The following is a 921-nucleotide window of genomic DNA, read 5'->3' on the forward strand; positions in this document are numbered from 1 at the left end:
ACCGCATTTAAACTGACATTAGCGGAATTTACGCCAATCCAAATGCTGTGTATCGCCAGTATGGTTTCTGCCATCGCGCTTACGATTGTGTGCGGTGTGCAAGGTAAATTAAACCAGCTAAGTGCTACTTTTCTCTCTAATCCTTGGTACTACTTGCTGCTTGGTTTGATCAACCCGTTGGCGTATTACTTGATCCTATTTAAAGCGTACGATTTGCTGCCCGCTTCTCAAGCGCAGGCCATCAACTACAGCTGGGCCATTACGCTCACCCTGATGGCAGCGGTGTTTTTGGGGCAGAAGATTCGTGGCAAAGATTGGATAGCGTGTGGATTCAGTTACCTCGGCGTGATCGTGATTGCAACGCAAGGCAATGTGCTTGGCATGCAGTTTGAGAGTCCGCTTGGCGTTGGCTTGGCACTGCTGTCGACGTTACTTTGGGCGGGTTACTGGATTCTCAACACCAAAAACAAAGCCGATCCGGTGATTGGTGTTTTGCTGGGCTTTTTGGTCGCCATCCCATTCACTATCGCATTGAGTTGGTACGAAGGCGCAAGCTGGCAATCTATCTCCATCAAAGGCTGGGCGGCGGTGACATACGTCGGCTTGTTTGAGATGGGAGTGACGTTTGTGCTGTGGTTGAGCGCCTTAAAGTTAACCCAAAACACGGCGCGCATCAGCAACCTGATATTTGCTTCGCCATTTATCTCGTTAATGTTGTTGGCCACCATTATTGGTGAAAAAATCCACCCATCGACGTTGATTGGACTTGTCTTAATCATCAGTGGTTTGGTCATCCAACAGGTGACTTGGGGTAAAAAAGCCAAGGCGGCGAACGCATCGCAATAGTTGGTAATGCCCGAAAAACCTAGGACAATATGAATACGGAGAAATGAAACGAGTTGGATAAAAAAGAGAGCTCGC

1 protein-coding gene is annotated in these 921 nt (G+C 48.2%); it reads left to right on the forward strand.

Annotation, left to right across the window (positions count from 1 at the left end; all coding sequences use genetic code 11):
* Positions 1–846: DMT family transporter (locus R7P74_RS25295; protein WP_318123395.1), on the forward strand; the 846-nt coding region annotated here is incomplete at its 5' end.
* Positions 847–921 lie beyond the last annotated feature (75 nt).

The organism is Vibrio sp. 2033, from assembly GCF_033339735.1.